Source organism: Streptomyces sp. NPDC057445, from assembly GCF_042802855.1.
Classification (GTDB): Bacteria; Actinomycetota; Actinomycetes; order Streptomycetales; family Streptomycetaceae; genus Streptomyces.
Genome location: NZ_JBHVDH010000002.1, coordinates 73569 through 97987, shown reverse-complemented (window position 1 = coordinate 97987; position 24419 = coordinate 73569). Strand labels below are relative to the sequence as shown.

Below are 24419 nucleotides of genomic sequence, written 5' to 3'. Positions count from 1 at the left end.
CCCGCACGGACAGCAGGACGTCGCCGGCCCGTGGAGCCGCGAGCGAGGTCACGGTCCTCCCGCCCCTGGTCCCGGTCAACGGGCCACCTCCTTCAGCGGCACCAGCACCGGCAGATGACATGCCGTCAGATGGTGAGGACCGTCGAAGGGTTCGAGAGCAGGTCGTTCGGTGGCGCACCGTTGCCGTTCCTCCGCGCCGGCCGCGGCCGCCGACGCGCAGCGAGGCGCGAAGGCGCAGCCGGGTGCCGGGGTGAGAAGTGAGGGCGGGGCGCCCGGGATCGAGCGCAGCGGGGCTTCGTCGGTGTCGTCAAGACGGGGCAGCGAGTCCAGCAGACCTCGGGTGTACGGGTGGGAGGGGCGGCCGAACAGCTCGTCCACCGGGGCCTGTTCGGCCGCTCGGCCGCCGTACATCACCAGCACCTCGTGGGCGACCCGGGCCACCACCCCCAGGTCATGGGTGATCAGGACGACGCCGAGGCCGCGCTCCTCCTGGAAGCGGACGATGAGTTCGAGGATCTGTGCCTGGACGGTGACGTCCAGCGCGGTGGTCGGTTCATCGGCGATGAGCAGGTCGGGCTCGCAGGCGAGTGCCATGGCGATCATGGCGCGCTGGCGCATGCCGCCGGAGAACTGATGCGGGTACTCCCCCGCCCTGCGCGCCGGTTCGGGGATGCCGACCTCGCCGAGCATGTCGACGGCGCGGCGGCGGGCGGCGGCGCGGCCGGAGCGGAAGTGGACGCGGAAGTGTTCCGCTATCTGCTCGCCGACCGTGTAGTAGGGGTGCAGGCTGGACAACGGGTCCTGGAAGACCATCGCCATTCGGCGTCCTCGCAGCCCGGACAGCTCCTTCTCCGGCATCCGGGTCAGTTCCCGGCCGTCGAAGGCGATGGAACCCGTCACGCGGACCGCACCGCGGTGCAGCCCCATCACCGCGAGCGAGCTGACGGACTTCCCGGAGCCGGATTCGCCGACGATTCCGAGGGTGCGGCCGGCTTCCACGGTGAAGCCGAGGGAGTCGACGGCTCGTACCGGCCCGGCATCGGTGGTGAACGTGACCTGCAGGTCGCGTACTTCGAGCAGCGGCGGCATCAGTACCTCACTCTCGGGTCGACGACGGCGTAGAGGAGGTCGACGGCCAGATTGGCGACGACGATGAAGAAGGCGGCGAGCAGGGTGACTCCCAGGACCACGGGCTGGTCGGCGCTCACGAGGGCTCCGTAGAAGAGCCGCCCGACGCCCGGCAGTCCGAAGATGGACTCGGTGATCACGGCCCCCGCGAGGAGTCCGCCGAGGTCCATGCCGAAGATGGTCAGGATCGGGGTCATCCCCGAGCGCAGTCCGTGCTTGACGATCACGGTGCGCTCGGGCAGTCCCTTGGCGCGGGCCGTACGGATGTACGGCTCCGCCATCGCCTCGATCATCGAACCGCGGCTCTGCCGGGCGTACATGGCCGCGTACAGCAGGGCGAGCGCCGTCCACGGCAGCAGGAGGTTGGACGCCCAGCCGAGCGGATCGTCCGAGAACTCCTGGTAGGCCGGGTAGGGAAGCAGCCCGGCGGTGCGGATGACGCCGTGGATCAGTACGACCGAAGTGAAGTAGACGGGCAGGGAGGCGGCGGCGACCGCGCCGACCATCAGGGCGCGGTCGGTGAACGTGTCCTTGCGCAGGGCCGCGGTCACGCCCGCGCCGAGCCCGAGCAGCAGCCACAGCGCGGCGGCGCCGACGGCGAGGGACGCGGAGACGGGGAGCCGGTCGAGGAGCAGGTCCCACACCGGCACGGAGTTCTCGTACGAGTAGCCGAGACACGGGAAGTCGCACCGGATGGCGTACTGCCCGCTGCCCAGGGTCCGGCCGGTGAAGAGTCCCGCGAGGAAGTCGGCGAACTGCCGCCACAGCGGCTCGTCCAGTCCGAGGTGCCGGCGTACGGCCGTGAGCCGTTCCGGGCTGCACGTCTTCCCGCAGGCCGCCGCGGCCGGGTCCGACGGCAGGACGTAGAAGATGACGAAGGTGGCGGCGGCGATGGCGAGCAGGACGCCCGCCACGGCGGCCAGGCGGCGCGCGAGGTAGAGGATCACGTGCGGCCGCCCCTCGGGTCGAGGATGTCGCGCAACGCGTCCCCGAGCAGGGTGAAGGCGAGCACCGCCAGGAAGAGAAAGGTGCTCGGTATGAAGAAGTACATCGGGTCGGTCTCGTAGAAGGCGACGCTCTCGGCGATCATCTGGCCCCAGGACGGGGTGGGCGGCCGGACGCCGACGCCGAGGTAGCTGAGGGCGGCCTCGGTGCTGATCATCCCCGGGACGAGCAGGGTCGTGTACGCGATGACGGGGCCCGAGACGCCCGGGAGGATGTCACGGGTGAGGATCCGCCAGGGACCGGCTCCCGCGACGCGTGCGGCGTCGACGTACTCGCGGTGCTTGAGGGAGAGTGTCTGGCCGCGTACGACGCGGGCGATGCCGGGCCAGCCGAACAGCCCGATGACCGCGGTCATCAGCACGATCCGGTTGACGTCCTTCGCCACCGACATCACCGCGATCATGAAGATGAGGGACGGGAAGGACATGGTGAGGTCCATCAGGCGGCTGAGGACGGTGTCGGTCCGGCCGCCGAAGTACCCCGCCGCGATGCCTGCGGCGGTGCCCACGAGCACCACGATGGCGGTGGCGGTGAAGGCGATGAGGAGGGAGACCTGGGCGCCGTGCACGACACGGGCGAACAGGTCCCGGCCGGTGGCGGGTTCGACGCCGAGCCAGTGGTCGGGGCTCACTCCGCCGAAGGGGCCGAGCGGGAGTCCGCCGAGATAGGGGTCGACGGCCGTCTTGTCGAACTCGTCGGGGGCCCAGCCGCCGAGCGCACTCAGCCAGGGAGCTGTGAGGGCCATGAGGACGAAGAGGACGACGACGTAGAGGCTGATCCGGGCGGACGGACGGCGTCGCAGCTCCTTCCGGACGAGGTGCCGGGGGCTGCTGCCGGGGGGAACGGCGGTCGCGGCGGCGGCAGGATCGGGACCGCCGCCGGGAGCGGATACCTGGGCCGGGCCGGGTGCGGGTGCGGGTACCTGGGCCGGGCCGGGGACGGTTGTCGCAGGCCCCGGCGACGGCGCAGGGCCGGGCGCGGGGCCGGGACCGGACGCACCGGGACCGGACGCAGGACCGGGACCGGATACGGACGCGGGGCCGGGACCGGATGAAGGCGCGGTCATGTGCCGGCGTCCCTTCAACCCTGGCTCTTCGACGGGTCCTTGAGACCGACCGTCGCGTAGTCGAGCTGGCCCGCCCAGACGGGATGACCGAAGGCCCCCGCGATGTTGGTGCCGACGAGCAGCGGCTTGCGCTTCAGCAGCAGAGGTACGGCCGGGGACTTGGCGAGTATGCGCGCGTCCAGGTCGATCCACGCCCGGTTGGCCGCCCGGGCGTCCGTCATGGCGTTGATCTCGTCGATCCGCTTGTCGGTCGGCTCGTCGCGGAACTGCGAGTAGTTGCCCGAGTTGCCCTTCTCCTTGATGGTGCGGCCGTCGAAGACGAAGGGAAGAAAGGTCGAGCCCGACGGGTAGTCGGGACACCAGCCCGCCATCACCATGTCGGGTGCGGTCTTGGTGTCGCCGATGGCGTCGTAGTAGGCACCGGGGTCCACGGTGTCGATGGTGACGTTCACCCCAACGCGGGCCAGACCCTGCTGGATCGCCTCGGCCTTGGTCTTGTCACCCGTGGAGACGACGATCGTCGCGTCGAAGCCGTTCTCCCTGCCGGCGGCCTTGAGCAGGCTCTTCGCCTTCGCCGGGTCGCCGGCCGCAGCGATCTTCAAGGTGTCCGCCTGCACCCCACCCGTCAGTGCGGGCGGCAGGTAGGCGGTGGCGATGTCACCCAGCGCCGGGCCCCCGCCCGCGGTGAGCAGGGCCTCCTTGTCGACGGCGTACTGCATGGCCTCGCGGACCCTGGGATCGTCGAACGGAGCGCGGGACGTGTTGAGCTGGAGCATCTCGGTGCAGCCCTGCGATTCGGCGAGCAGACGCTTTCCGATGCCGGCCTTGCCCAGCACCTTCGGCACGCTCTCGGGGCGCAGGTCGGACCATTGCACGGTGGAGGCATCGGCGCCGCCGCTCGCGATGATCCGGTCGTCGATCTGCCCGCCCTTGAGGCCCATGAGGACCACGAACCTGTCCGGGTAGGCCTTGCGGACGGGGTCGGTCGTGGGGTCCCAGTGCTCGTTGCGGACGAGGACGAGCTTCTTGTCGCGGTCGTACGACTCGACCTTGTACGGGCCTGAGGAGAACGGCCGGGCGTCGTACCGGGCGCCCTGCTCCCGCGACGGCGGCACCGGAGCGAAGGTCGGCAGGGTCGCGGTCGCGGCGAAGTCGGCGACGGGACGGCCCAGTTCGAAGACGATCGTGCGCGCGTCCGGAGTCTTCACAGAGCCGAGATGCCTGCCGGTCAGGGGGCCGGTGTAGCCCTTGCTCCCGGCGAGATAGCGGGCGGCGTAGTCGGGGCCGCCGGTGAGGTCCGGGGAGAAGGAACGCTCCACGTTGTACTTGACGTCCTGGGCGGTGACCGGTGAGCCGTCCTCGTACTTCACCCCGTCCTTGAGGGTGAAGGTCCAGGTCCTGCCTCCGTTGGAGGGGGTACCGAGATCGGTGGCGAGATCGGGGACGAGTTGGCTTCCGACCTTGCCGGGCTCGGACTTGAAGGTGACGAGAGTGCGGTAGAGCAGGCGCGTGCCGAAGTCCATCGTCGGCATGACCCAGTTGCGGGCCGGATCGAGATGGGCGAAGTCCTGGTTGGACAGGACCGTCAGCGTGCCGCCCTTGGCCGGGGTCCCGCCGAGGATCCTGCCCTCGTTGGCCGCGGCGGGGTTCTTCCCGCCGCCACCGCCGTCCGCCTTCCTCGTCGCCTGGGAACAGCCCGAGGCGACGATGGTCACTGCGGTCACCAGGGCGGCGGCGAGGGCGAGTTGAGTGCGCTTGGTCATGTAGGTCACTTCCGGTGAGGGCCTCACTCACGATGTGACCTGTAACATAGTAATGTGAAATTGCACTGACAAGACGTCTGCACCGCCGTTTTCCGGCCGTATCCATTGCGCGTCCAAGTACGCCCGTACCGAGCCCCGTTGACTTGCCCTCAGCGCCGCCCACCACGACACCCGGACCGGCGCGGCAACGCTCTGGTGCCCCGCCACTGGTCGCGAAACAGGGGCGGGGCGCTGTCATATACGGGCTGGTCGCGGTATCCGCTCAACGCACGGCACCGACAGGTTGCAGTACCCAGCCGGCGACCCGGCCCGGTTGATCGCGGCACCGGGCGCACCCAGGCTTGCGAAGCGGACCGACGGTCCGTATGCTTCCATTCATACGGACTGCCGGTCCGCTTTCGTTCGGGCGCCCGTCACGAGGAACCGCCGCTACCGGATGTGCTGGATGTAGTGGATGTATCGAGCTTCTCGTGACGACAGGCCGTTGCCCGACGGGCCGGGATCGCTGTGTCTTCGAGCAGAACGGAAGCCTTGATCATGACAATCCCCATGGCACCCGCGGAGCTGTACCGCCACGGTCTGCGACTGCTGCTGGAGAAGAACATCCCCGCCTGGGTGGACCTGTGGGACGAGGACGGCGTCCTGGAGTTCCCCTTCGCGCCCCAGGGCTGGCCCGAGCGGCTGGAGGGCCGGCAGGCCATCGCGGACTACATGCGCCACTACCCCGACCACGTCGACGTCCACGACTTCCCCGACGTGAAGATCCACCGGACCACAGACTCGGAGACGATCGTGGTCGAGATGCGCGGGGTGGGCCGCCTGGTGGTGACCGACAGCCCCTTCGACATGACCTACATCGCCGTGGTCACGGTCAAGGACGGGCGCATCATCTCCTACCGCGACTACTGGAACCCCATCGCCGTTCAGCAGCCCGGCGCCGACTTCGTGGGAGCGACCCGATGACCGCCACCAGCACCACCTTGGTCATCGGGGCCACCGGCACCACCGGCCGCCGTGTCGTCGCCGGGCTGATCGCCGAGCGCCGTCGCGTCAAGGCCGCCGGCCGAAGCGCCACCCCGGTGGAGGGCGCCCAGGCCGTGCGCTTCGACTGGAACGAGCCCGCGACCTTCGGCGAGGCCCTCGACGGCGTCGACCGCGTCTACCTCATCCCGCCGATCGGCTCCTCGGACCCGGCCGCGGTCATGCTGCCCTTCCTCCGCCAGGCCCGCGCGGCAGGCGTACGCCGCGCGGTGCTGCTCAGCTCATCGGCGATCCCCGCGGGCGGTCCGGCGGTGGGACAGATCCACCAGGCCTTGCCCGGCCTGTTCGAGCAATGGGCGGTGCTGCGGCCCTCCTGGTTCATGCAGAACTTCACCGGCTCCACCCCCCACGCGCGCAGCATCCGCGAGCACGGCGCCATCCTCACGGCCTCGGGAGACGGCCGCGTCGGGTTCATCGACGCGGAGGACATCGCCGCCGTCGCCGTACACGCCCTGACCGACGAACAGGCCCCCAACACCGACCTGATCCTCACCGGGCCGCAGACACTGAGCTACGGCGACGTCGCCGCGATCATCACCGAGGTCACCGGTCGGCCCGTGGTGCACAGGCATCTGACGTTCGAGCAGCTGCGCGACCGCTGGGCGGCCGAGATACCGCTGGAGTTCGCCACCATGCTGGCGGGCATGGACCGCGCCATCGCCGAGGGCGCGGAGGACCGCACCTCGGACACCGTCCAGCGGCTCACCGGCCGGCCGCCGGGCACTTTCCGCGCCTTCGCCGAACGGGAGGTGTCATGAAGCAGTTGATGTTCCACGACGATCCACCGTTCTGGTTCGAGACGATGCGCAACCTCGGCCTCGCCGTCTACGGCGGCTCGGACGTCGGCGACGCCATCGCCCACCTCCCCGGCATCACGCCCGTCGAGATCCCGTACGAGGACACCGTGCTGCGCGGCTACTTCTACCGGGCGGCAGGCGAAGGCCCGAAGCCGGCACTGGTGATGCACAACGGATTCGACGGTGCCACCGAGGTGTCCGATCCGCGCAAGCTGTACCGGCATCTCACGGCACCGAAGACACTCCTGAGCTTCACCGAGGAAGAAGGCGGCGACGCCCACTGCCACCCGGGCGCCCTCCGCCTGGCGGTCGCGCGTATCTTCGACTGGCTCGACAACACCATCTGACCCGCTGCACCCCGTGCAGAGCATCGGCTGCCGCCTCCCGCGTGCGGGAGGCGCGGCCGAGCGCGAGCCACCACTCGCGCGACCCGACCGGACACCAGAACCCGTTCCAGGGGCCCTGGACAGGCCGACGACCAAGGAGGACTCGTGGTTCGGCGCACAGAGCGCGCAGACGCGCTGCGCAACCGGGAAGCCGTCCTGGCTGCCGCCGACGCCCTCTTCGCCGAGAGCAGCAGCCCCCACAGCGTGTCGATGGACGACATCGCCGCGGCCGCGGGGGTGGGCAAGGGCACCCTCTTCCGCCGCTTCGGCGACCGTGCCGGCTTGATCGGCGCCGTGATCGCCTCCCGCCTCGAACCCCTGCAGCAAGCCGTGCGGGAAGCGCAGGACGCTGCCGGGTCCTCGCCGCGGCAGCGGGTGATGGATCTCCTCGATGCCTCACTGCGCTTCAAGATCGAGAACCGGCACCTGATGTCGGCCGCGGAGGACGCCGGACTCAGCAGCCCCTACCAGGCCGAGCACTACGGCTGGTGGCACGAAAACCTTCGTCTGGCACTGGATCAGGTGCCCGGCGTCCACGACGCGGATTTCACCGCCCACGCACTGCTGGCCGCCATCCGCGCCGACCTCGTGGCGCACCTGATCGACGATCGGAACATGTCGCCCGAAGGCCTGCGGTCCTCGCTCGCGGCGCACATCGACAACGTCCTCGGCGCCGGTTGAGCACCCCCTGAGCGGGCCGACGGACAGCAGTCCTGCGCCGAGACGCGGCCGACGGCTCACCGGACCGTCGGACCGTCGGACCGTCGGCTCACCGGACCTCCGGACCACCGGACCACCGGACCGTCGGCGGGCCCTCCCCGCAGGCACGTCCTCGAAGCCTGCCGGCCCCGCTACGGCCCGAAGATCGCGTGCGTGCCGTCGCCGAGCGCATACCGCCCACTGTGTACGTCGGCCATGGCGGCTCCCTCACGGAACCTTCTGCCGGGTCGAACCTCCGGGCGAATCGCGCTCCGCGGTGCATCAACGGACGACGACCGTGCGCTGCGCCGAGAAGTCGCCCCAGTTCCCGTCGGGGAGCTTGGCACGGAGCTTGACCGAATAGCGGGTGCCGGGCTTGTCCGTGACGGAGAAGCTGTACCGGACACGCCCGGGCGGGGGTTGGGTACCCCAGACGATGGTGGTGGCGAGCTCGGCGTTGAGGAACAGCTGGTGTTCCTTGACCGGGGCGCCCGTCTTCGGCGGTGCCCAGGTGAGGTCGACGGTGTGGGCGGCGCCGTGGGCATGGACGGCGACCTTCAGTGCCGTAGGGGCGGTGCTCGGGCCCTCGCCCGGGGCGGGTTCGGTCGTGAGGTCGAGCGCGGGGCTGTCGGGCGACGAGTTGTCGGCCGCGTCCCGTGCCCGGACCGTGAAGGAGTAGACCGTCCCCGCACGCAGACCGTTGAGGCGCGCGGTGTTCGTGGTGCCGGGGACGGTGTGTATCCGGGAGTCGGCCTGGTACACGTCGTACGCGGTCACGGCCGTGTCGTCGGTGGACGCGCCCCACATGAGCGTGACCGAACTCGTACCGTCGACGCGGCCCTTCGGGCTGCCCGGGCGGGTCGGCGCGCGGTGGTCCTCGACGGCGGTGGGAAGCGTGGTGACGGCGACCGGTGCGCTGTGGGGCGAGGCGTTGCCCGCGGCGTCCAGGGCGCGGACGGTGAAGGAGTACGCGGTCGAGGCGGACAGCCCGTCGACATCGATCATGTACTTGGCGGCGGGGACGGACTTCACCTTCGCATCGGCGCGGAAGACCTCATAAGTCGTCACTCCCCTGTCGTCGTCGGCCCGTTCCCACATCACATGCACCGAGCCGGCACTGCTCGCATGGACGCTGACACCACGCGGCACGGAGGGGCTGCGGGTGTCCTTGGCCTCCTTGTCACCGCAGGCGCAGAGAAGCAGGGCGGCCGCGCACATCACTACGGGCATTCGCAGGGAGCGCTGCACCGGACCGCCTCCGTCCCAGCCGGGCAATGGTCCAGACCTGTATGGCACAGTCGGGACCGCTCGGCAAGAGTCCGTGCAGTCACTGTCCACCGATGCGCGGCACGCAAGGCGCGGGCGCGCAACAGGGTGCTTCCGGCCGGGCGGGTTCCGTCAGGAACGCACCACGCGCCCGACCGCGTCGACCACGGCATCGGCTGCGGCCCGGGTCCGGGTGGAGCGGGTCGCCAGGTCCTCCTGGTCGGTGGCATGGTGCAGGGTGAAAGTCGCGTCGGCCAGTTCGGCGAGCCGCCTGCGTATCCCGCTGTCCTCGGTGAGCAGTTGGACCTCGGCGAGGGCTGCGATGACTCCGGAGCGAGCTTCGAGCGCGGCGGCCGTTGCTGCCTCCTTGTCCCGGACGGGGGCGTCACGCTGCCCCCACCGGTCGTACTGGAGCCGACGGAACACGGTCTCGGAGGCGAGCAGCCGGGCGGTCGCCTGGCGGAGTTCCCTCCGGGTCTCGGCATCGAGGACACCCGTGTGGAGCCGGTTGGCCGTGCGGGTCTGCAGGACGTGCGAGACGACTGCGCCCAGCAGTGTGCCGGAGACCGCGATGATTCCCGTCCAGAGCTCCATTGTGCCCCCCTGACAACTGCGGCCCGGACAACCCGCCTTGGCCGGACCGGGTGATGGCCAGGCCAACGCCCTTGTCGCGCATACCCTTGCCGAGGGCAGCAGAGAGTAAACCGCCCCGCCCGGCTTGCGCGCCGCCATCGGGCCGGGAGGGCGGCCGCCCTTCGGCGGACTCAGCCGCGCCGCTTCCCGGTACGCCCGCCCTCCCGTGAACGCCCCGCCGCCCGTGCCGTCTTCGCCGCGTGGGACGCCAGGTCCGCCACCCCGATCTCCGGATGACGGTCGCGCAGGTCCTCGAGGACGCGGAGTGACGAGGACGGATCCGCGCCGGCGAGGGCCGTGAGAAGAGCGGACGCACCGCCCGGCCAGTCGGACGCGGTCCGGTCGAAGGCGTCGAGCAGGGCGGTCGGGGCCCGGGCCGGTTCGCGGTCCTCTGCGGCGGCGTCCACGAAGGCTCGCATGTCCTCGGCCGCGCGGGCGGAGAGCTCGTCGAGGACCAGTGTCGCCCGGGCCGTCGGCGGGATGTTCTCCCACGGCACGTCCTCGCCGCGCCCGGAGAGGGTACGGCGTGCGTAGGCGGCGGTCACGGGATCGCTGAGGGCTGCACGCAGCGGCGGGGCGGGGATGCCGGCGCGGGCGAGCCGGTCGAAGGTGTCGGACAGGCCGATCGACGGGTGGCCGGCGGAGGCCGCCTCGAGGAGCTCGCTCCAGACCTCCTCGGTGCCGCCGCGCGCCTCGGCCCACTTCTTCAGGGTGACAGCAGCGATGTGCTCGGGCCAGTGCTGAACGGCGGCGACGGTCCCCGCGGCGTCCCAGGTGGATGCCGTCGTGTCGTCGGGCGCGGCGACATGGCCCACGGCCAGTACGTGCCGCAGGACGGCGCCGCCGAGCGGAGTGAGGCCGTAGGTGTCACCGGTACGGAAGACGCACCCCGTCCCGGCCAGGCGGTCGATGACGGCAGCCAGGGCGCGGGCATGGCCGTCGAGCTCGGTTCGGTCGTCCTCGGTCAGGCCCGGCAGGCCCAGCAGGTCGGAGAGTTCGGCGGGCGTGGGAGTCGTGTACGCGGCGGGCGCGGTGTCGGGGACCCGTACCGGGGCGTCCTCCAGTTCGGGGGCGACCAGCCAGTCGGAGTGGTCGGAGGCCTTCCTTGCCACGGAGTCGGGTGTGCATCCGCGCTCGTACAGCGCGTAGAGGACATGGGCCGCGTCGAGGGCATCCTCCTCGTCGGGGCCGGAACCGGCGGCGATGCGTTCGACCTCTGCGGCCAGGATGTCGGCGGCAAGCTCGGTCAGTTCCCCCGGGGTACCACCGGTCCAGACGGCGGCGGCCGGGCCGGGAAAGCCGCACAGCTCCGCGAGTTCGTGTGCGTCGTCGGATCCGGCCGCCAGCGCCGCGGGCAGCGGGGCGATGTGGAGGAGCGCCTTGATCTCGTCGGGTGACGGCAGGACGGCGGGGGGTGGCAGCGGGACGGCGGGGTCGCCGTAGTAATCGAGGTGTTCGTCGAGCAGACGGTCGGCCAGGACGACGTGGGGCAGCGCCTCGGGGCCGGGGGCGAGACCCTCGTAGGGACCGCTGAGAGCGGCGCTGAGACCCGCGGCGGTCCAGCGGTCGGTCAGGTCGGCGGCAAGGCCTTCCAGTTCGTCCGTGAGCGCCTCCTCAGGGCGGTCCGCGGACAGCGCGGGCGTGGCGGGCAGCAGGGGGCCGGACGGCGTGGGGCCTTCGACGTCACGGGCGAAGGCGCCCAGGAGCGCCTCGGTGAGCCGGACGCCGGCTGCGAAGGTGGCGGCCGTGACGTCGGAACGGTGCAGCGGGGACGGGAGGCCGGGCCGTTCCTCGTGCGCCGATGCGTCAAGCGCCGCGAGCCAGTCGCGTACAGCCCGGGCGTCGTCGGCATCGACCCCGTCCGCGCGCATCAGCGAGGCGTACCAGCGGTGCCAGGTCAGATTGCGCGGGTCGTTCATGGCCCGCCCGAACTCGTGGAGGGCGTCCTGAACGGCGGCGAGCAGCCGTTCGTGGCGCTTGGCGTTGAGCCGGTTCGCCGCGCGGACACGGTCGGCGAGGGCGGTGAGGACGCTCGGCACGGCCGCGAGTTCGTCCGCGGTCGCGTGGAGGAGCAGCGGCAGGTCCTCGAAGAGCACGCGGCGCACGAGCTCCGGTGTCGGCTCGGGCACGCCCGCCCTGCGGTCCGCGCCGCGCAGGGCGAGCAGCGTCAGCACCGCGTCGGCGGGACGTGGGGGCAGCACGGCACCCCGCTCCGCCTCCGCCCAGGCGAGGAAGTCGCCGAGGCCGGTGTTCAGGGCACTGGTACGGGTGGTACGGGTCACCCACGGGAGCGTATGGGGGCCGGGCACGCCCGGCGCGTCCTGCCACGTGCGCATAGCCCGATCGGGCGTACGGTCGCGCCGGGTCGCCGTCGACACGCCACGCTGCACGGCCGCAACACCACGTCGCCGGCCGTTCCCGGCCGGCCACGCCACGCCACGGCCCCGTCCCGGCCGGTGAGCGATGAGTTCTCGCACCGTGGAAGGTCTGCCGGTCATGGAGACGAACAGGATGAACCTTGTGGACCTGGGGCCGGCCGCCGCCGGCATGGCGCGCCTCGCGGAGGGAGTCGGCGACGTGAGGCTCGGGGATCCGACGCCCTGCCCCGAGTACGCGGTACGGGACCTGCTCGCCCATGTCATCGGGCTGTCCACGGCCTTCCGCGACGCGGCGCGCAAGGACCTCGGCCCGACGACGGACACGGACCCCCGCAAGGCCACCCTGGTGCTGCGGGACGACTGGCGCACGGCGCTGCCGCGCAGGCTGGAGGAGCTGGTCACGGCGTGGAGCGTCCCGGCGGCCTGGGAGGGCGGGACGCGGGCGGGCGGAGTCGCTCTGCCCGCCGCGATCGCCGGCCGGTTCGCGCTGAACGAACTGCTCGTCCACGGCTGGGACCTGGCCCGTGCCACGGGCCAGGACTACGACCCGGACGGGGCGAGCCTCCGGGTGTCGTACGGCCTGCTGGAAGCCACGGTGGACGACGGGGGGCGCGGAGGCCCCTTCGGGCCGGTCGTGGAGGTCCCCGAGCAGGCTCCGCTGCTCGACCGGGTGATCGGGCTGAGCGGGCGGAGGCCCGACTGGGCACCTGACTCCGCGCGGTGACGCAGGAGCGGTGACGCAGGAGGCGGCGGGGCTCGCGACGAAGGGACGGAGGGGCGACCGGGGGCCCCGCTCCCTGCCGTGTGCCGCTCCCCGCCGTCTGCCGCCCGCCGCTCCCCGCCGTGTGCCGCCTGCCGCCTGCCGCCTGCCGCCCCAATGGCGGAGCTTCCCGGCCGCGTACGCCAGGAAGACATCCCGAGTGTCGAATGTCTACGAGATCTTCGAGCACTCGGTGCACACGGTGGCGGACCTCTCGGGCATCTTCATCTTCGGCGTCACCGGGGCACTGGTGGCCGTCCGCAAGGGCTTCGACATCTTCGGCATCGCTGCCCTGGCGGAGATCACCGCTCTGGGCGGCGGGGTGTTCCGCGATCTCGTCATCGGTGACGTACCGCCCGCGGCCTTCAAGGACATGGGCTACTTCATGACGCCGCTCGTCGCCGCCGCGGTGGTCTTCTTCCTGCACCCGACGATCAACCGCATCGGCGGCGCGGTCCAGGTCGTCGACGCGGCCGGGCTCGGGCTGTTCTCCGTGTCGGGCACCGTGAAGGCCGCCGTGTGGGGCATCGAACCGTTCCACGCGGCCGCCATCGGTGTCGCGACCGCCGTGGGTGGCGGCGTCCTACGGGATCTCCTCGCGGGGGAGATCCCCTCTCTCCTACGGCGCGATCGCGAGATGTACGCGCTGCCCTCCGTCCTCGGAGCGGGCACCGTGGCCGTGCTCCTCGAGTTCGGTCTGCTGGGACCGATCAGCAGCGGCGCCGCCATGCTCGCCACCTTCGGCCTCCGGCTGCTGGCTCTCCGTTACGGCTGGTGCGGCCCGCTCGCCTGGAGGAGCGAGGCTTCCCCGGCTTCACCCGGGGCCGGGCAGCGGAGGCAGCGGAGGCAGCGGACCGGCTGAGGAAGACGGCGCACGCGAGCAGGGCTCCGAGCAGCAGCAGTCCGGCGAGCACCAGGAAACTGACCTCGATCGCCGTGACGAAGGCGCTGTCGGCCGCGGCACGGACCCGGTCCTGGGACTCACCGGGCAGCCGGACCAGCAGGTCGCCTCCCGCCTGCTCCTGCGACAGGGCGTCGTCGAAGGCGTCCTGTTCGTCCGCGGTGAAGGCGGCGCCCGGGCCCTTCAGCAGACTGTTGCGCTGCTGCCATTCGACGGTGGTGAACAGCGCGTTCATCAGCGCGAGCCCCAGTGTCGCGCCGATCTGCCGGCTCTGCACCGACAGGCTCGCCCCCACGCCCCGCGCGGAGTCGGGCACCGCCGCCATGATCAGCCCGGTCGACGACGGATAGACCAGGGGCGGCGCGAGACCGAACAGCACCAGTGCCGGTACGAGCAGCATGTCGTGGCGGTGCGTCACCCCGTAGGCGAGCCAGAGCAGGCCCAGACCCAGCACAGCCAGGCCGGTGACGATCAGCCAGGGGCCGTGGCCGCGGTCGGTCAGCCGTCCGACGAACGGCGAGAGCGCGACGGTGCCCAGGCTGGTGCTGACGAGCAGCAGGCCCGTACGCAGCGCGCCGAAGTCGAGCACATGCTGCAGATACAACGTCACATAGACGACCAGGCCGAGAGCTGCGCACTGGGCGAGCACGAGGGCGGCCATCGGTACGGAGGCCTCGGGGCGCCGCAGCGGGCGCAGGTCGAGCAGCGGGTCGGCGGCCCGCCGCTCGACCCGGACGAAAACGCCGAGCAGCGCGATGCCCGCGGCGAGCGGGAGCAGGGTGCCGGTCCCGCCGAAGCCCCAGTCCGACGACCGCTCGCAGGCGAGGACCACCAGGGTGAGCCCGGTGCCCAGAAGGACGCATCCCGCCACGTCCGTCGAGGCCCCGGCCGGCCCGCGGGTCTCCTCCAGGTATCGCCGGGCCAGGGCGACGACGAGCACGGTGACGGGGACGGTCGCCGCGAACGCCCACCGCCAGCTCCCGTACTCCACCAGCACGGCGATGCCCAGCGGTACGACGATGCCGAAGAGGGTCGACACAGCGGTCTGTACGCCGATCGCCCAGCCGAGCCTGTGCCCGGGCAGTGCGGCCGTCAGATTCGCCAGGGCGAGCGGCACGGCCAGCGCGATCCCCAGACCCTGCACGGCGCGCGCCGCCACCAGGAAGTACCCGTCGGGGGCGACGGCGCACAGTGTCGAGCCCACGCCGAAACAGAGCATGCCGAGCAGGAACACCCGCCGACGCCCCCACACGTCGCCGAGCCGACCGCTCACCACGGCCACGGCACACAGGGGCAGCAGTGCCGCCACGATCACCCAGTGCAGCGTGGAGCTGCTGATGCCGAAGTCCCGCTGGATCGCGGGCAGAGCGACGACGACGCTGGTCAGACTGGAGAACAGCAAGGCGCTCGCCGTCACGGTGGCGGCCATGGCCGCACGCTGGCGCGGCGTCAGTTCCCCGAGACTGCCCATGTCAACGGCCAGTGTCCCGGGCCACGGGGTACCGCGCAGCCGACTGCGGGCCGCCCGGGTGACGCCGCCGACCGGTCCCCGGGAGGGCCCAAAGGTGCCCCCGCCGGTGCTCCGGGGTACCGGCAGAGCGGGTCGTTCCCGGGTGTGCGGCGAGTCCGCCGAAGGCCCGGCGGCCGGAAAACCCGGTGCTTCGGGGGCTGTCGGCCTGTCAGGCTCGTCCCATGTCTCCACGTACGGCACGTCGTGTCAAGCCCAGCCTGTACATCTCCGTCGACATCGAGGCCGACGGTCCGATCCCGGGTCCGTATTCGATGATCAGTCTTGGCGCGGCGGTCGCCGGGCGGCAGGACGAGCAGGGGTACGTCCCGGCCGGGGATCCCGAGGCGCACACGTTCTACCGCGAGCTGCGGCCGATCAGCGAGGAGTTCGTACCGGAAGCGCTCGCGGTGAGCGGCCTCGACCGTGACCGGCTGGTCCGTGAGGGCTGTGACCCTGTCGCCGCCATGACCGAGTTCACGGCATGGGTGCGGGAAGTGGCCGGGACCGCGCAGCCGGTGATGTGCGGCTATCCGGCCTCGTACGACTGGACGTTCCTGTACTGGTATCTGATCCGCTTCACCGGCGCGAGCCCCTTCGGGCACTCGGGCTGTCTCGACATGAAGACCCTGTACGCGACGAAGGCACGGCTGCCGCTGCGGGCCGTCGCCAAGGGAGCGATGCCGAAGGAGCTGCTCTCCCGGCGGCGGCACACACATCACGCCCTGGACGACGCCATTGAGCAGGCGGAGCTGTTCAGCAACCTCATGACCTGGGACCCCGCCGTGGCGGAGTGAGAATGAGGGCATGGGAGAGAACGACACCCCGGCGTCCATGACGCTTGACGATCAGCTGTGCTTCGCGCTGTACTCCGCCTCGCGGGCGGTGACGGCGGCCTATCGGCCGGTGCTGGCCGAGCTGGGGCTGACGTATCCGCAGTATCTGGTGATGCTCGCGGTGTGGGACCGCGGCCCGGTGCCGATGAAGGAGCTGGGCCCGATGCTGGGTCTCGACTACGGCACGCTGTCTCCGCTGCTGAAGCGGTTGGAGGGTGCTGGGCTGCTGCGCCGGGAGCGCCAGGCCGACGACGAGCGCGCGGTGACCGTGGAGGCGACGGAAAAGGGCGGGGCTCTGCGGGAGAGAGCCGCGGGTGTACCGGGCACGATGGGGCGGATGTACGGGATGACGGCCGCCGAAGCGGGACAGCTGCGGCAGCAGCTCCGCGCCCTGATGGACCGGCTGAGCTGATCCGCGAGGCGAGCGACCGGCCCGAGCCGCCCCACTTCGCCGGCCTTGACCGCCACCCCTCTGACCCGAGCCACCCACCCTTCTGACCCGAGCCCCCACGCCGGTGAAACGGCGGCAGCCCGGGTGGCCCCGCCTCCACCCCGAGTGGGAATCCTCACATGCAGTTACATCGTGCACAATTAAGTTGTGCGCTACCTTCGAACTCGTCGACAAGCACCGTTCACAGCGAGCCAGAAGGAGGGCCTGCGATGGCATTCGTCAGGTACGACACGTACACCCCCGCCGAGCGCCCCGGCTACCAGCAGGAGCTGGACGAGGTCGTGCGCAGTGTCGCGCAGCGGACACAGGAGTCCGTCGAGCGGCAGGGCGTGGGGCGCGCGGTCCGCACGGCGCACGGCAAGACCTACGGCCTGATGAAGGCCACCGTCACGGTGGGTGAGATCCCGGACCCGTACGCCCAGGGACTCTTCGCCCGTCCCGCGACCTACGACGCGGTCGTGCGCTACTCCAACGGGCTCGGCCACCTGCGGGCGGACTCCCTGCTCGGCGCGGCCTGCGGCATGGGAATCAAGATGTTCGGGGTGCCCGGCACCTCCCTGCTGGCGGACGAGCCGGACGCCGGCACCTTCGATCTCAACCTGATCAACAACAAGGTGTTCTTCGCCAACACGGCGTACGACTACATGGTCATCGAGGAGCTCTTCGCCGAGCTTCCCGACGCCCTGGTGAACCCGGCGCGGCGGAAGTCCTGGATGGGAGAGTTCCTGACCCGGCGCGGCTCACTGGCGACCGCGGACGAGTGGCTGTGGGACGAGCTGTTCGCGATGCTGTCGTTCACCCAGGTGCCTCGGCGGAACCTGCTCTCGTACACCTACAACAGCATGGGCGCGTTCCGCTACGGCGACCACATCGCCAAGATCCGTACGGTCCCGGTCTCATCCGTCGCGCACCTCGACGTCGATGTGCGCACCGACGGTGAGGCCTTCCGCAACACCCTCGTGGCAGAGGCCGCCGCGCGCGACCACGCCTTCGAGCTGCAGGTGCAGCTGAACGCCGACCTCGCACGGATGCCCGTGGACAACACCTCCGTGGAGTGGCCGGAGCAGCTCTCCCCTTGGGTGACGGTGGCCCGGATAGACCTTCCCCGCCAGGACATCGGCGGCGAGGAGAACCTCACCGCCGCGGACGGCACTTCGATCACCCCCTGGCGCACTCGCGAGGACCACCGCCCCATCGGCGAGATCCAGCGCGTGCGCGAGGAGGTCTACCGCCGCTCCTCGATCGAGCGCCACCGTCTCAACGGCCAGCGGCGCCAGGAGCCGACGGGCAGCGCCGAGCTCCTGGGCTGAGCGTCACACCCTCGGCCCGCTCACGGGCGCGCCGCTCGATTCGGGCGGGCAGAGGGGGTGTACGGGCCGGGGAGGCTCTGATAGGAAAGCTTCCTAACAGAACCGCGGAACACTGAACTCCCTTTGGAGGTCACAGGTGCACGTCCCCCACCGAAGCACCACCGCACGACGTACGGTCCTCGCCGCCGCGCTGCTCGGTCTCGGCCTCACGGCCCTGCCGGGCACGGCGGGCGCGGCCCCGGAGGCAGGAGTGACGCAGGCCCCGCAGACACGGGCCACCGGTCTCGACGACCCGGCGAAGAAGGAGATCGCCATGCAACTGGTGTCCAGCGCCGAGAACTCCTCGCTGGACTGGAAGGCCCAGTACCAGTACATCGAGGACATCGACGACGGCCGCGGCTACACGGCCGGCATCATCGGATTCTGTTCCGGCACCGGTGACATGCTCGACCTGGTCGAGCTCTACACCGACCGCAGGCCCGGCAACGTCCTCGCCAGGTACCTACCGGCGCTGCGCGAGGTCGACGGAACCGACTCGCACCAGGGGCTCGACCCGAACTTCACCAGGGACTGGAAGAGGGCGGCCCAGGACCCGGAGTTCCAACGGGCGCAGAACGACGAGCGCGACCGCGTCTACTTCGACCCGGCCGTCAGGCGCGGCAAGGACGACGGGATCGGCACCCTCGGCCAGTTCATCTACTACGACGCCATCGTCATGCACGGTGACGGCGGCGACAGCACCAGCTTCGGCAGCATCCGCAGGAAGGCCCTCGCGAAGGCCAGGCCGCCGGCCCAGGGCGGCGACGAGGTCACGTATCTGCACGCCTTCCTCGACGCCCGTGTCTGGGCGATGAAGCAGGAGGAGGCCCACGAGGACACGAGCCGCGTGGACACGGCCCAGCGGGTGTTCCTCGACAAGCGCAATCTCGACCTCCGCACGCCTCTGGACTGGAAGGTGTACGGGGAGAGCTTCCACATCGACTGATCCGGCGCCCCGGAGCGCGCGTACGGCACTCGAGGGGCGCCGTGCGCGCGCTCACGGCGCGTTCCGGTCCCGTGGCCCCATGTCCGCCCGCACGCCCTTGCGTTGACCGGACGCCGACGCGACGAGGCCGGTGCCGACCCGTCCCGTCCGGGGCCGGATCCCGGTCGGGTGCCTCATTTCCGCATAACTGCCCATGTGAGCGCTTGCCTGCTGCACCATGTCAGCCATCTGCGGTGCGCACACGCGGACTTGGGGGGTGGGGCGATGGAATCGCTGAAACCGCTGGGCGGGGGCGATCCGCGCGAGATGGGCCCGTACCGGCTGGTGGCGCGGCTCGGAGCGGGGGGAATGGGCCGGGTGTATCTGGGCCGTTCGCGCGGTGGACGGGCCGTCGCGGTCAAGGTGGTACGGCCCGAACTCGCCGAGGATCACGAGTTCCGGCAGCGCTTCGCGCGCGAGGTGGCGGCGGCGAGACGGGTGAACGGTGTGTTCACCGCGGGCGTCGTGGACGCCGACCCCGACGCCGATCCGCCCTGGCTGGCCACCGCGTATGTGCCGGGCATGTCCCTCGATGTGGCGGTGGCACGTTCGGGTGCGTGGCCCGAAGGGCCGGTGACCTCCCTGGCCGCCGGGCTGGCGGAGGCACTGGAGGCGATCCACGGGGCGGGACTTGTTCACCGCGACCTGAAGCCGTCCAACGTCCTGCTGGCGCCGGACGGCCCGCGGGTGATCGACTTCGGGATCTCCGTCGCGAGCGAGCTGAGTGCCATCACGCGTACCGGCGCCGTGATCGGCACACCGGGATTCATGTCGCCCGAGCAGTTGACCGGTGGTCATGTCGGCCCGGCGAGCGATGTGTTCGCGCTGGGGGCCGTGCTGGCCTTCGCCGCGTCGGGCACGGGTCCCTTCGGCACAGGCTCGGCCCAGGGCCTGATGTTCAGGATCGTGTACGCCGAGCCGGAGCTGGACGCCGTGGCGCCCGGGCTGCGTCCGCTCGTGGCACGCTGCCTGGCGAAGGAGCCCGGCGAGCGGCCCCCGGTCGGGGAACTGCTCTCGGAGTTGACCGACGCCGCGGGAGCCTCGCAGACCACATTGCTGTTCACCAGTGCCTCATGGCTGCCGGAGTCCGTCGCCCGCACGGTCCGGGAGTACGCACAGACCGTCGCCGAGGAGGCGGGCGCCGGTGCCGGTGGCGCCGTCCCGGCCTCCGGCTCGGGCTCGGGCTCGGCCTCCGGCTCGGGCTCGGGCTCGGGCTCGGGCTCGCAGCAGGCCGACGCGGAGACGCGCACCGCGTTGCCGGGCGGCCGGACCTCGTCGCCCCCTCCCGTACCGCCGACGCCCTCGGTACCGCCCACGCCTCCACCGTCCGTACCGCCCGCACCACCGCCCGCACCACCGCCGGCTTCGGCACCTTCCGTGTCACCCGCGGCCGAGCCGCCGCACGGTCATGGGTCGGGAACCGGCACGGTGGGCCCCGGATCCGGCGGCCTTGGGACCTCTCCCTCCCCTCACCCGACACGGCGGCGCCTGGCCCTCGCGTCCGCCGCGGCGGTGGTGCTCATCGGCGTCTTCGCATGGCAGGCGGAGGCGATCTTCGGCTCAGGGAACTCCCCCGATGACTCGGCGGGCGCCTCCCCCTACTCCTCGGCGACGGAGTACTCGGCCACCCCGTCGCAGACCTCCTCCTACGCACCCTCACCGACGGAGAGCGCGACAGAGGAGTCCGTTCCTGACAGTGGTGCGTCCGAGACCTCCCTGGCGGAGACGAGCAGCAGCGAGCCCGAGCCCGAGCCGTCCCAGGACAACGGCGTCGAGGCGGTCACCGGGCGATGGCTCGGCAGCTATGTCTGCAACCAGGGCATCACCGGCCTGTCGCTGACCATCGAGGACCAGGGCGACGGAGATGTCTCTGCCGTCTTCAGCTTCTTCCCCGCCCCCTCCAATCCACTGGTGCCCCGAGGCTCGTTCGCGATGACCGGGACGTATCTGGACGGTGAGCTGTCGCTCGCCGGCGACTACTGGATCGAACAGCCCCCCGACTTCCTGATGGTCGGCCTGGCCGCCCGGTACGACCCCGGCACACCGGAGCATCTTGACGGCGCCGTGCAAGGACCCGGCTGCAGCAGCTTCTCCGTGTCGCGTTCCTGAGGCCGGACATCGATGAGGCGACGCGTTTCGTACGGGGCGCGTTTCGTACGGGGCGCGTTTCGTACGGCGGCGCGCTTGGTGAGGAGGCGCGTTTCCGAGCGTCGGCTCCGGGCGCCCGCCCGACCCGACGGTCAGTGCACGGGCAGCGACTTCGGTGACCGCGTCTGCGAGAGTTCCTCGCCCGGTTCCATCGGGGCCGTGACGTCGTCCGTGTCACGGCCCCTGCCCAGGTGGTTGAAGACGAGGTTCAGCAGCACGGCGGCGACACAGCCGGTCGAGATGCCCGAGTCAAGGATGATCTTCGCGGTCTCCGGGAAGGCGTGGTAGAACTCCGGCGCGCTGATCGGAACGATGCCGACGGCCAGCGAGACGGCCAGGATCAGCACGTTGTTGTCCTTCTCCAGGCCGGCCCTGACCAGCGTCTGGATGCCGCTCGCCGCGACCGAACCGAAGAGCACGACACCCGCGCCGCCGAGAACAGGGCGCGGTACGACGGCGATCAGCGATGCGGCCATCGGGCACAGGCCCATCAGGACGAGGAAGCCTCCACCGCAGGCGACCACGTAGCGGCTGCGGATCCTCGTCATCGCCACCAGACCGATGTTCTGCGCGAAGGCACTGCACATGAAGCCGTTGAACAGCGGGCTGAGCGCAGAGCCCAGAGTGTCGGCGCGCAGTCCGGCGGCGATGGTCCGCTCGTCGGCGGGCCGCTCGACGATCTCACCGAGCGCCAGCATGTCGGCGGTCGACTCGGTCATCGACACCACCATGACGACGCACATGGAGACGATCGCGGCAAGCGCGAACTGCGGGGCGCCGAAGTGGAAGGGAGCAGGGAAGCCTATGAGAGCCGCGTCGGCGACCGGGTCGAAGTCGGTGACGCCGAACGGGATCGCGATCAGCGTGCCGAGGACGAGGCCGAGCAGTACGGCGATCTGCTTCAGGAAGCCGCGGGTGAAGCGGCGCAGGGCCAGGACGACGAGCAGCGTGATGAGCGCGAGGGTGAGATGGGTGGTCGAACCGTAGTCGTCCGCCGCGGGGTCGGGGCCCTGGGCCCAGCCGAAGGCGACGGGCAGCAGCGAGATGCCGATGAGGGTGATGACGGTTCCGGTGACCACCGGCGGGAAGAACCGCACCAGCTTGCTGAAGTAGGGGGCGGCAACGAAGCCCAGAACTCCCGCGACGATGATCGCCCCGAAGATGACGGGGAGCGCGTCGGCCTTGTCCTTCGTCGTGTCGACTATCGCGAGCATGGGCGCGACACCCGCGAAGGTGACGCCGTTGACGAACGGCAGGCGGGCGCCGATCCGCCACACCCCGAGCGTCTGGAGGAAGGTCGCGAGACCGGCGGTGAAGAGGCTGGCGCCGGTCAGAAAGGTGAGTTCGGTGCCGGAGAGGCCCACGGCCGCACCGACGACGATCGGCGGGGCCACCACGCCCGCGTACATGGCGGCCACGTGCTGCAGGCCGCTGGTGAACATCCTGAAGGGCGGGAGCGTCTCGTCGACCGGATGCTTCCGGCCCTCGGGCACGGTGTCGGTGTCGGTGTCGGTGTCGGTGTCGGTGTCGGTGTCGGTGTCGATCCTGGGCTGTGCGGCCACGGGCTGTTCCTCCGGTCTGGTAACACGTCGGCGGTGACGTGGGTGTCAGGGAGGTGCTGCGAAGTGATGCGTGGTGCAGGTGATGTGCTGAAGTGCGCCCATGAGCATGTGCCGGTGCGAGTGACGACACGAGTCACCGCCCCGGAGGGTACGTACCTTTGGCGCACGCACCCTCCGGTGACGGCTGCCGTGGACCCCGCTCGGGTCCACGGCCGCCGGCCGAGGGCCGTCCCCCTCTGCCGGACTTCCGGGGGTGTCAGGCCTGCGCGGCGATCCGCGCCAGACGCTGGGCCTCCGCCCGCGTGGAACGGGCGACGGCGTCCTCGTCGACATGCAGCAGGCGGCTGTCCTCGACCACCGGCCGGCCGTTCACCAGCGAGAGCGTGACCGGGGCCGCCGCGCCGAAGACCAGAGCGGTCACCGGGTCGGCGATGGAGGAGTGGGCCAGCGTGTCCAGCTTCCAGAGCACCAGGTCGGCGAGCTTGCCGGGCTCCAGCGAGCCGATCTGGTCGGCGCGGCCGAGGACCTGGGCGCCGCCGTACGTGCCGAGGCGAAGGGCCTGGCGGGCGTTGAGCGCGGACTCACGGTGCACCGTGCTGAGGCGGTTGATCAGCAGCGCGTTGCGCAGCTCGGTGTGCAGCTCGCCGGACTCGTTGGAGGCGGTGCCGTCGACGCCCAGGCCGACCGGAACACCGGCGGCGAGCATGTCCGGTACGCGGGCGATGCCGGCGGCGAGGCGGGCGTTCGACGACGGGCAGTGGGCGACACCGGTCTTCGTACGGGCGAAGGCCTCGATGTCGGAGTCGTTCATATGGACGCAGTGGGCCATCCACACGTCGTCGCCGAGCCAGCCGGTGGACTCGAAGTAGTCGGTCGGGCCCATGCCGAACAGCTCGTGGCAGAACTTCTCCTCCTCCACCGTCTCCGAGCCGTGGGTGTGCATCCGCACGCCCTTGCGGCGGGCGAGCTCGGCGCCCTGCTTGAGCAGTTCGGTGGAGACCGAGAAGGGGGAGCAGGGGGCGACGGCGATCTGGGTCATCGCGTCGAAGGAGGCGTCGTGATGCCGGTCGATGGTCTCCTCGGTGGCGGCGAGCGCGCCGTCGAGGGTCTCCACGGCGAAGTCCGGCGGCAGGCCGCCGTCCTTCTCGCTGCGGTCCATGGAACCGCGGGCGAGGGTGAAGCGGACGCCCATCCCGGACGCGGCGCGGATGATCGCGCCGGAGAGGTCTCCGGAACCCCGCGGAAAGACGTAGTGGTGGTCCATCGCGGTGGTGACACCGCCGCGGGCCATCATCGCGAGCGAGCCCTGGGCGGCCGAGTGGACCATCTGCTCGTCGATGCGCGCCCACGTCGGGTAGAGCGCCACCAGCCAGTTGAAGAGGTTGTGGTCCGTGGCGAGGCCGCGGGTGATCCACTGGTAGAAGTGGTGGTGCGTGTTGACCAGGCCGGGGGTGACGAGGTGACCGGTGCCGTCGACGCGGCGGACCACGTTCTCCAGGTTCTCGGGGGCCTTGCCCGCGCCGACCGACTCGATCCGGTTGCCGGCGACGACCACGTGGCCGTCGGCGTACTCGGTGTCGTCGGCGTCCACGGTCGCGATCGCACAGTTCTCGATGACGATGCGCGGGGCTGCTGCCGAAGCTGCCATGGCGGTGCGTCCTTTGTCTTTCAGTGGCGGTGAGGGCACGGCAGGACCCGGGGGATTTGAGTGCCACGGCCGGGGGCCGTGGGTGCCGAGAGGGGTACAGCTGGGGGCGG

Annotated in this window: 19 protein-coding genes and 2 pseudogenes; 11 read left to right on the top strand and 10 right to left on the bottom strand. The window is 71.1% G+C overall.

Going from position 1 to position 24419, the window contains the following annotated elements:
• Nucleotides 1-75: 75 nt before the first annotated feature.
• The 4 genes and pseudogenes from ACFU5O_RS05270 to ACFU5O_RS05255 form a co-directional block, all read right to left on the bottom strand.
• On the bottom strand, nucleotides 76-1089 hold the full coding sequence (locus ACFU5O_RS05270; protein WP_384236630.1) for an ABC transporter ATP-binding protein: 1014 nt from the start codon (nucleotides 1087-1089) through the stop codon (nucleotides 76-78).
• Complete coding sequence (locus tag ACFU5O_RS05265) at nucleotides 1089-2075, bottom strand: ABC transporter permease (protein ID WP_384236627.1); 987 nt, start codon at nucleotides 2073-2075, stop codon at nucleotides 1089-1091. Before ACFU5O_RS05265 ends, ACFU5O_RS05270 begins: the two co-directional genes overlap by 1 nt.
• Nucleotides 2072-2962: pseudogene (locus ACFU5O_RS05260) on the bottom strand (ABC transporter permease); the annotation flags it as partial. The gene ACFU5O_RS05265 and the pseudogene ACFU5O_RS05260, both read right to left, overlap by 4 nt.
• 251 nt (nucleotides 2963-3213) lie before the next feature.
• Entirely contained in the window at nucleotides 3214-4962 is a 1749-nt protein-coding gene (locus ACFU5O_RS05255) for an ABC transporter substrate-binding protein (protein ID WP_384236625.1), read from the bottom strand.
• A gap of 537 nt (nucleotides 4963-5499) precedes the next feature.
• Here ACFU5O_RS05255 and ACFU5O_RS05250 point away from each other — a divergent pair.
• The 4 genes from ACFU5O_RS05250 (at nucleotide 5500) to ACFU5O_RS05235 (ending at nucleotide 7867) form a co-directional block, all read left to right on the top strand.
• The gene (locus ACFU5O_RS05250) at nucleotides 5500-5925 is read left to right on the top strand and encodes a nuclear transport factor 2 family protein (RefSeq protein WP_384236622.1); all 426 of its coding nucleotides are present in this window, start codon (nucleotides 5500-5502) and stop codon (nucleotides 5923-5925) included.
• Nucleotides 5922-6761 (top strand): NAD(P)H-binding protein, encoded by an 840-nt coding sequence (locus ACFU5O_RS05245; RefSeq protein ID WP_384236620.1) that lies wholly within the window; start codon nucleotides 5922-5924, stop codon nucleotides 6759-6761. The genes ACFU5O_RS05250 and ACFU5O_RS05245 overlap by 4 nt, the downstream gene beginning before the upstream one ends.
• Nucleotides 6758-7147, top strand: coding sequence for a hypothetical protein (locus tag ACFU5O_RS05240; RefSeq protein ID WP_384236617.1), 390 nt, complete (start codon nucleotides 6758-6760; stop codon nucleotides 7145-7147). The genes ACFU5O_RS05245 and ACFU5O_RS05240 overlap by 4 nt, the downstream gene beginning before the upstream one ends.
• 144 nt (nucleotides 7148-7291) lie before the next feature.
• The gene (locus ACFU5O_RS05235; RefSeq protein WP_384236614.1) at nucleotides 7292-7867 is read left to right on the top strand and encodes a TetR/AcrR family transcriptional regulator; all 576 of its coding nucleotides are present in this window, start codon (nucleotides 7292-7294) and stop codon (nucleotides 7865-7867) included.
• A 300-nt stretch (nucleotides 7868-8167) separates the two neighbouring features.
• Here ACFU5O_RS05235 and ACFU5O_RS05230 read toward each other — a convergent pair whose 3' ends face one another.
• The 3 genes from ACFU5O_RS05230 to ACFU5O_RS05220 all read right to left on the bottom strand — a co-directional run bounded on the left by ACFU5O_RS05230 (nucleotide 8168) and on the right by ACFU5O_RS05220 (nucleotide 12066).
• Nucleotides 8168-9133, bottom strand: coding sequence for a fibronectin type III domain-containing protein (locus tag ACFU5O_RS05230; RefSeq protein ID WP_384236610.1), 966 nt, complete (start codon nucleotides 9131-9133; stop codon nucleotides 8168-8170).
• 150 nt (nucleotides 9134-9283) lie between these two features.
• Entirely contained in the window at nucleotides 9284-9745 is a 462-nt protein-coding gene (locus tag ACFU5O_RS05225; RefSeq protein ID WP_384236607.1) for a hypothetical protein, read from the bottom strand.
• A 170-nt stretch (nucleotides 9746-9915) separates the two neighbouring features.
• Nucleotides 9916-12066 carry a hypothetical protein gene (locus ACFU5O_RS05220; protein WP_384236605.1) on the bottom strand — a complete coding sequence of 717 codons (2151 nt, stop codon included), beginning with the start codon at nucleotides 12064-12066 and terminating at the stop codon, nucleotides 9916-9918.
• Nucleotides 12067-12280: 214 nt separating this feature from the next.
• Between ACFU5O_RS05220 and ACFU5O_RS05215 the strand changes: the two genes are divergently transcribed.
• Nucleotides 12281-12886, top strand: coding sequence for a TIGR03086 family metal-binding protein (locus ACFU5O_RS05215; protein ID WP_384236603.1), 606 nt, complete (start codon nucleotides 12281-12283; stop codon nucleotides 12884-12886).
• A 196-nt stretch (nucleotides 12887-13082) separates the two neighbouring features.
• On the top strand, nucleotides 13083-13784 hold the full coding sequence (locus ACFU5O_RS05210; RefSeq protein WP_384236600.1) for a trimeric intracellular cation channel family protein: 702 nt from the start codon (nucleotides 13083-13085) through the stop codon (nucleotides 13782-13784).
• Between the two features lie 295 nt (nucleotides 13785-14079).
• On the opposite strand, the pseudogene ACFU5O_RS05205 reads toward ACFU5O_RS05210, so the two are convergent.
• Nucleotides 14080-15252, bottom strand: a pseudogene (locus ACFU5O_RS05205) (MFS transporter); the annotation flags it as partial.
• 263 nt (nucleotides 15253-15515) lie between these two features.
• Between ACFU5O_RS05205 and ACFU5O_RS05200 the strand changes: the two are divergent.
• The 5 genes from ACFU5O_RS05200 (at nucleotide 15516) to ACFU5O_RS05180 (ending at nucleotide 21060) form a co-directional block, all read left to right on the top strand.
• A complete protein-coding gene (locus ACFU5O_RS05200; protein WP_384236598.1) occupies nucleotides 15516-16127 on the top strand; it encodes a 3'-5' exoribonuclease domain-containing protein in 612 nt (203 codons plus the stop codon).
• Between the two features lie 10 nt (nucleotides 16128-16137).
• Entirely contained in the window at nucleotides 16138-16578 is a 441-nt protein-coding gene (locus tag ACFU5O_RS05195; protein WP_384236594.1) for a MarR family winged helix-turn-helix transcriptional regulator, read from the top strand.
• Between the two features lie 248 nt (nucleotides 16579-16826).
• Complete coding sequence (locus tag ACFU5O_RS05190; RefSeq protein ID WP_384236593.1) at nucleotides 16827-17927, top strand: catalase family protein; 1101 nt, start codon at nucleotides 16827-16829, stop codon at nucleotides 17925-17927.
• A 136-nt stretch (nucleotides 17928-18063) separates the two neighbouring features.
• On the top strand, nucleotides 18064-18912 hold the full coding sequence (locus ACFU5O_RS05185; RefSeq protein ID WP_384236590.1) for a chitosanase: 849 nt from the start codon (nucleotides 18064-18066) through the stop codon (nucleotides 18910-18912).
• Nucleotides 18913-19176: 264 nt separating this feature from the next.
• On the top strand, nucleotides 19177-21060 hold the full coding sequence (locus ACFU5O_RS05180; protein WP_384236587.1) for a serine/threonine-protein kinase: 1884 nt from the start codon (nucleotides 19177-19179) through the stop codon (nucleotides 21058-21060).
• A 131-nt stretch (nucleotides 21061-21191) separates the two neighbouring features.
• On the opposite strand, the gene ACFU5O_RS05175 is transcribed toward ACFU5O_RS05180, so the two are convergent.
• Nucleotides 21192-22541, bottom strand: a complete 1350-nt coding sequence (locus tag ACFU5O_RS05175) for a nucleobase:cation symporter-2 family protein (RefSeq protein WP_384237731.1) — start codon at nucleotides 22539-22541, stop codon at nucleotides 21192-21194.
• Nucleotides 22542-22917: 376 nt separating this feature from the next.
• Nucleotides 22918-24309 carry an 8-oxoguanine deaminase gene (locus ACFU5O_RS05170; protein WP_384236585.1) on the bottom strand — a complete coding sequence of 464 codons (1392 nt, stop codon included), beginning with the start codon at nucleotides 24307-24309 and terminating at the stop codon, nucleotides 22918-22920.
• Nucleotides 24310-24419 lie beyond the last annotated feature (110 nt).